Source organism: Alicycliphilus sp. T452 (assembly GCF_054512775.1).
The window spans coordinates 1-1,237 of record NZ_JBTNEH010000068.1; the positions used below are offsets into that span (position 1 = coordinate 1).

A 1,237-nucleotide genomic window follows, 5' to 3' on the forward strand; every position below is an offset into this window, starting at 1 on the left:
CTCCGTTGCCGGACGCACCTCAGCGACGATGCGGCTCTCGAACTCCACGGGTGAGTGGTAGCCCAGCGCAGAGTGACGCCGGCGCGGGTTGTACCAACCCTCGATGTAGCTGAACAGCGCGGCCTTCGCCTCAGCCTTTGATCGGAAGCTGCGACGCTCAATCAGCTCGCACTCGAGCGTGGCGAAGAAGCTCTCGGCCATGGCGTTATCGTACGCGTCACCCACGCTGCCCATTGACGGGCGCACGCCCATCTCGGCGCACCGTTGCCCGAACGCCAAGCTGGTGTACTGGCTTCCCTGATCCGAGTGGTGGATGACGTCTTGGGGCTTGCGCTGGGCCAATGCCATGTTCAGCGCCGCCAACACAAGCTCCGCGGTCATCCGCTCGCCCATCGACCAGCCGACGATGCGCCGGCTGAAGACGTCCATCACCACAGCCAGGTAGATGAAGCCTGCCCACGTCGGCACGTAGGTCATATCGGCCACCCAGAGCTGGTTCACACGTTCGGCGCGGAAGCGTCGCCTCACGAGGTCAGCCGCTGGACGTTCGCGCGGATCACGCCGGGTCGTCACGGTGGATGCCCGTCGTTTGCTGATCCCCTGGAGGCCGGCTCGGCGCATGAGGCGGGCGATCCGCTTTCCTCCGACGCGCACGCCCTGTGCCGCCAACTCGGCCCTCACACGTGGCCGGCCGTAGGTCTCACGGGAATTAGCGTGCACCTGCCTAATCCGCTCGGTGAGCACCATGTCGTCCATCGCGCGCTGGCTGGGTGCCCGGTGCTGCCAGTCGTAGAAGCCGCTGTGGGACACGCCCAGTACCCGGCACATCGTTCGAACGGGGAAGTCGGCCTGGTTCGTGTTCATGAGTTCGAAGACGGTGTGAACGTCTTGTCGCTCTTGGCGGCGAACCAGGCCGTAGCCTTTGCCAAGATGTCGCGCTCCATCTGGACTTGCCGCAGTTGCCGACGCAGCCTCGCGAGTTCCTCGCGTTCGGCCCCGCTGAGCGCGCCCGTCGTAGCCTGATTACGTGACGCTTGGCCACCAGCGGCGCCAACCCAGTTGGCGATGGTCTGCGCAGTCACATCGAACTCACGCGCCAGCTCTGCTGGCGTCCTGCCGACTCGCACCAACTCCACCATCTGCTCTCGGAACTCCGCCGGATACGGCAGCCTTGTCTTGCCCATCTCGAACTCCTTGCTTTACAGCGTAAGGTGTCCGTCAAACCGGGGCAACTTCA

1 protein-coding gene is annotated in these 1,237 nt (G+C 64.8%); it reads right to left on the reverse strand.

Going from position 1 to position 1,237, the window contains the following annotated elements:
* Positions 1-1,184 (reverse strand): IS3 family transposase gene (locus ACX12L_RS22915; protein WP_459264568.1). Its coding sequence is split into 2 segments (ribosomal slippage), with 1,185 coding nucleotides annotated over them: positions 1-926 and positions 926-1,184; the frame shifts between segments, so codons are not numbered across the junction. This gene is flagged as partial in the annotation.
* Positions 1,185-1,237 lie beyond the last annotated feature (53 nt).